Source organism: Rhodococcus sp. LB1 (genome assembly GCF_001583455.1).
Classification (GTDB): Bacteria; Actinomycetota; Actinomycetes; order Mycobacteriales; family Mycobacteriaceae; genus Rhodococcus_F; species Rhodococcus_F opacus.
In genome coordinates this window covers 1-5,334 of sequence record NZ_LTCZ01000278.1, presented here as the reverse complement: position 1 = coordinate 5,334, position 5,334 = coordinate 1, and the positions used below count along the sequence as shown (strand labels likewise).

Annotated in this window: 4 protein-coding genes; 3 read left to right on the top strand and 1 reads right to left on the bottom strand. The window is 67.9% G+C overall.

Features of this window, described 5'->3' with window-relative positions; genetic code table 11:
• The coding region (locus tag AZG88_RS29200) for an HNH endonuclease (protein ID WP_197487959.1) at window positions 1–317 on the top strand (317 nt) is incomplete at its 5' end.
• 8 nt (window positions 318–325) lie between these two features.
• On the opposite strand, the gene AZG88_RS29195 is transcribed toward AZG88_RS29200, so the two are convergent.
• A complete protein-coding gene (locus tag AZG88_RS29195) occupies window positions 326–994 on the bottom strand; it encodes an Rv1157c family protein (protein WP_061699884.1) in 669 nt (222 codons plus the stop codon).
• 106 nt (window positions 995–1,100) lie between these two features.
• Here AZG88_RS29195 and AZG88_RS29190 point away from each other — a divergent pair, with 106 nt between their 5' ends.
• Complete coding sequence (locus AZG88_RS29190) at window positions 1,101–2,108, top strand: NAD(P)H-dependent glycerol-3-phosphate dehydrogenase (protein ID WP_005251343.1); 1,008 nt, start codon at window positions 1,101–1,103, stop codon at window positions 2,106–2,108.
• A gap of 135 nt (window positions 2,109–2,243) precedes the next feature.
• Window positions 2,244–5,334 (top strand): non-ribosomal peptide synthetase (locus AZG88_RS29185; RefSeq protein ID WP_156517656.1); only part of this gene is annotated, 3,091 nt, incomplete at its 3' end.

Genomic DNA, 5,334 nt, shown 5'->3' with positions numbered 1-5,334 from the left:
TGATCGACCTCCGCGACCGGACGTGCCGAACCCCGTGGTGCGATGCCCCGATCCGGCATCGCGACCACATACGTTCACGCCGAGAATCCGGTGCCACGACGGCGGACAACGGGTCCGGGCTCTGTGAGGCCTGCAATTACGCGAAGGAAGCACCAGGCTGGACGGCCCGACCCGTGCACAACCCCGCCCGCACCCACCTCATCGACCTCGGCACCCCGACCGGACACCACTACCGATCTGCGGCCCCGCCGCTCCCGGCCGCGGCACGACAGTCGGAGGTCGAGGCGGTACTGATCGCGCGCTTGCGTGCCTCATGACAGCGCGATCAGGCCTGAACGACGCCGACCACCGGGGCGTAATCACACGGCGGCAATGCTCGGCTGGTGTTGTCGAGGATGCTCCCGAAGACGACGAACACGATTGTGCCCCTGCCTGTCTCGAGGGTGTTGGACAGCGTGACGATGTAGTCGGCCGGTCGCTCCTGATACAGCGGCGCTCTTCCCGACTGCATGGTGGTGAGGTTCAGCCAGGCGACCTCCACGAGATCGGCCTGCAGCGGCGACGACATTGCCGTGTTGATCCCGCTGAAGAAGACGTTGACCTTCCCCGGCGGAATGACAGGGACAGGCAGGTTTTCGTCGACGGCGGGGCCGGCAATCGCTCGAGCGATACCGACCGAATCGTTCTGCTCTCCGAAACCGGCAGGGAGGCAGTCCGCAGCGGTGGTGTCGTACAGGAACGGCTGGGCTGCGCCCTCGACGAGATGAACCGATCGCGGGAAGTAGTTGTATCGCGGTGTACCGGTGGCGACGCGCTCGACGGTGGTCGTGATCGACTGTGCGGTGCGGGTGCTGATCGGCATGGCGGCCGACTGGAGGGCGGCTCGCACTGCCGCCACGTCGTCGAGCGGCGGGGGCGCAGCGTGCGCTTCGCCTGCTGCCATGGAGACGAGCACACCGACACATGCTGCAAGTCCTGCAATTCGTCCACGCATGAATGGATGCTAGCGGCCGCAGTGACTTGCCGAATCAGCTTCGTGAACGCCCGGCAAGTGCCAGGCTGGATGTCATGGACAGCATCAACACGATGGGTGATCGGTAATGGCCCGCCCGGTACGCGTCGTCGTGCTCGGCGCCGGGTCGTGGGGAACGACGGTGGCAGGTCTCGCCGCCCACAACACACCGACCCTGCTGTGGGCGCGGAACTCGGACACGGCCGACGAGATCAACGACGAGCACCGCAACTCTCGGTATCTCGGCGACCGCCCACTCCCCGACTCCATGCGCTCCACAGCCGACCTGGTGGAGGCGGCACAGGAAGCCGACGTTCTCGTGGTCGGGGTGCCGTCGCACGCGGTCCGCAGCACTCTCGCTCAGATCGCCAACGAGGTGCGGGCGTGGGTGCCGGTGCTGTCGCTGGCGAAGGGGCTGGAGCCGGGAACGCGGCTGCGACCCACCGAGGTGATCGCCGAGTGCCTGCCCGGGCATCCGGTCGGGCTTCTGGCAGGCCCGAACATTGCGCGGGAGATTGTCGACGGACTCGCCGCGGCGTCGGTCGTCGCCACCCAGGACGTCCGGGTGGCCACCGCGTTGCAGCCGTTGTTCGCGTCCGCCGTGTTCCGCGTGTACCGGAACACCGATGTGCTGGGCTGCGAACTCGGTGGCGTGCTGAAGAACATCGTGGCCATCGCTTCGGGCATGGCCGACGGACTGGACGTCGGCGACAACACGCGCGCGATGGTCCTGGCGCGAGGGTTGGCCGAGATGACCCGGCTGGGTGAGGCGATGGGCGCGAACCCGCGGACGTTCGCGGGGCTGACCGGGGTCGGAGACCTGATCGCCACCTGTATGAGCCCGAGTTCGCGCAATCGGCGGGTGGGCGAGTTCATTGCCCGCGGCATGACGGTCGACGAGGCCGTCGCCAAGCTGGGGCAGGTGGCCGAGGGTGTGAAGACCGCTCCCACCGTGATGGAACTGGCCCGCGACTACAACGTGGACATGCCCATCGCCGCCGAGGTCGAGGCAGTGGTCGCGGGGCGGCAGACGCCGGAGGGCGCCTACCGCGGCCTGCGGAAAGTCGCTGCCGGCGGAGAGGATGAGGTGGCGTGACCGCACAACTGCAACCGGCAGTAGCACTATCTAGACGTTTCTAAGCAATCTCCTAGAAAACTGGGGCAGACTCCTGAATGGAGGCACCCCAGCAAGCAGCGTCGTGCGGGGACGTATGCGTGAGAGAAGTCAGCGATGAGTTCACCGACCTCGGTTGGTCCCGGAGACTCGTCGGCGCGCGCGTTCCCCCTGTCACCCGCGCAAACGGGGATGTGGCTCGCGCAGCACGTCGACCCCGCGGTTCCGGTGTCGGTCGCCCAGTACGTCGACATCCACGGCGATCTCGACCGGAGCGTCTTGACGTCCTCGTGTGTGCGAGCGGCCGCCGAGTTCGAGTCGTTCTTCCTGCAGATCTCCGCGGCCGACGGGCAACCGCTGCAATGGGTGGAACCGAGCCTGGACGCTCCCGTCGGCTACCTCGACTTCCGGGACACGCCGGACCCCGAGGCGGCGGCGCACGCGTGGATGCGCACCGAAACCGCCGATCCGATCGACGTCCAGCGTGACCGCCTGACCGTCTCTTTCCTTCTCCACGTCGGACACGACCACTACTTCTGGTATTCGCGCGCCCACCACATCGCGATGGACGGTTTCGGGTCCGTCACGATGGTCTACCGGATCGCCGCGCTCTACACCGCCGCGGTGCACGGACTGCCCCCACCCGCGAGCAGGCCCCTCAGCCTTCGGCGCATCCACGAACTCGAGACCGACTACCGCAACTCCGCCCGCCGGGAGTCCGACCGGGAGTACTGGACCGAGAAGATGCGCGGTGTCACCCACGCGAGCACCCTCGCGCGCGGCTCCGCGCCTGCGACCGCCGGTTCCCGGGACGTCAGCGGAACGTTGACCACCGAGGTCGTCGACCAACTCGAGAAGTGCGCGGCAGCGCACGGCGTCAATCCTGCGGTGCTTACCGTCTGCGCGGTCGCGGGCTATCTGGCGCGAATGACCGGAGAGGACGACGTCACGCTCGATCTCCCGGTGTCGGCCCGCACGACGGCGGCGCTGCGCCGGTCCGGCGGGATGGTGTCCAACGTGGTGCCGCTGCGCATCACGTCCGCGGGGGCGGCGACCATCGGCGATCTGGTGTCCCGCACGCGCCTCGTGATGTCGGGCGCCCTGCGGCATCAGCGGTACCGGCACGAGGACATCCGCGCAGATCTGGGAAGCGCGCTGTCCGGGCCGCGACTGTTCGGCCCCGCCGTCAACATCATGCTGTTCCCCGAGGAGTTGGAACTCGGCTCGCTGCGGAGCCAATTGCATGTGCTGTCTTCGGGTCCGATCGAAGACCTCCTGGTGAACCTGTACCGGTACGGTCCCCGCGGACGTGTGCACCTCGATTTCAAGGCGAACCCGCGACTGTATTCGCAGGACGAACTCGAGGGGCACCACACGAGATTTCTGCGATACTTCCGGCACTTCCTCGACGCCGATGCCGCCCACCCGATCGGGGAACTCCCGGTCCTCACCGAGAACGAAACCGGGGCGCTGGTCCCCTTCCCCGGACCTCCCGACAGCGTCCCGGTCACGCTCGCCGACGTGTTCCGCGCCTCCGCCGCACAGCATCCGGACGCGACCGCCGTCGTCAGCGCCGGCCGCACGATCAGCTACCGCGAACTCGACGGCCGATCGGATCGGATCGCTGCGACGCTGGCACGGTTCGGCGTCGGGTCCGGCGACATCGTCGCGGTGGCTCTGCCTCGATCCTCCGACGACGTCTGCGCGGTCTGGGCCGTCGCCAAAACGGGGGCCGCCTTCCTGCCGGTGGATCCGAACTACCCGATCCCCCGTATTCGGCACATGCTCGACGACTCCCACGCCGCAGTCGGGTTGACCTCCACGGAGTACGCAACCACATTGCCGGACGGCATCGAGTGGCTACTGCTCGACGAGGCAGGCACCTCGAACGTCCACGATTTCCCGACGCCGGCAATACGACTCGACGACGCCGCCTACCTCATCTACACGTCCGGATCCACCGGAGTTCCCAAGGGAGTCGTGGTCACGCACCGCGGGATCGCCAATCTGGTCTCCGCGCAGCGCACCCGACTCGACCTCGACAGTGCGGCGAGGGTTCTGCATGTCGCATCGCCGAGCTTCGACGCCTCCGTCTTCGAGATGCTGATGGCGTTCGGCTCCGGCGCTGCTCTCGTCATCGCCCCGCCCGCGGTGTTCGGTGGATCCCTGCTGGCGCAGCTGATGACCACCGAACACGTCACCCACGCGGTGATCACCCCGTCGGTCCTGGCGTCGATGGAACCCGGCGAGGTCGGAGGTCTGCGCACACTCGTCGTCGCCGGTGAAAACTGTTCACCGGAACTGTTGTCTCGGTGGGCGTCCCGATGCCGGATGATCGACGCGTACGGTCCGGCCGAGACCACCGTCCTGGCGACCGTCAGCGCGCCTCTCGCCGAGTCCGGACCGGTCACCATCGGCCGGCCGATCCACGGAACGAGGGCCGTGGTCCTCGACCACCGTCTCCGTCCGGTCCCCGTCGGTGTGGTCGGCGAGCTGTACGTCGCGGGGACCGCCCTGGCCCGCGGGTACCACCGCAACGCCCGGCAGACGTCGGAACGGTTCGTCGCCGACCCGTACGGATCACCGGGCACCCGCATGTACCGCACCGGCGACACGGCCCGCTGGACCCGCCACCACGAACTCGAATATCTCGGACGCAGCGACGAACAGGTGAACCTCCGGGGTCTACGCGTCGAACCCGGCGAGATCGACGCGACACTCCGCCGGCATCCGGCGGTGCGTTTCGCCGTCACCGTGATTCGCTCGCAGACGGCCGGCGATCAGCTCGTGTCGTATGTGGTGGGCGCCGGCACCCTGGCCGAGCAGGAGCTGCTGTCGTTCCTCGCCGCCGAACTGCCCCCGCATCTCGTGCCGGCCGCCGTCGTCGTGCTCTCCCACATTCCGCTGACCCCGTCCGGCAAGCTGGACCGCACGGCCCTCCCCGAGTACAGCCTCCGGTCCCGTTCCCGGACCGCCCCCGGCAGTGAGCGCGAACGCACACTCCACGCCCTCTACTCCGACATCCTCGGGACGTCCGATTTCGGTGTGGACGAGTCATTCTTCGCGCTCGGCGGCGACAGCATCATGGCGATCCAATTGGCCTCCCGGGCACGGAGTGCGGGAATCGCGTTCACTCCGCGTGACGTGTTCGAGCAGCGAACGATCTCCCGCCTCGGCCAAGTCGCCGGAAACGACGTCGACAGATCGG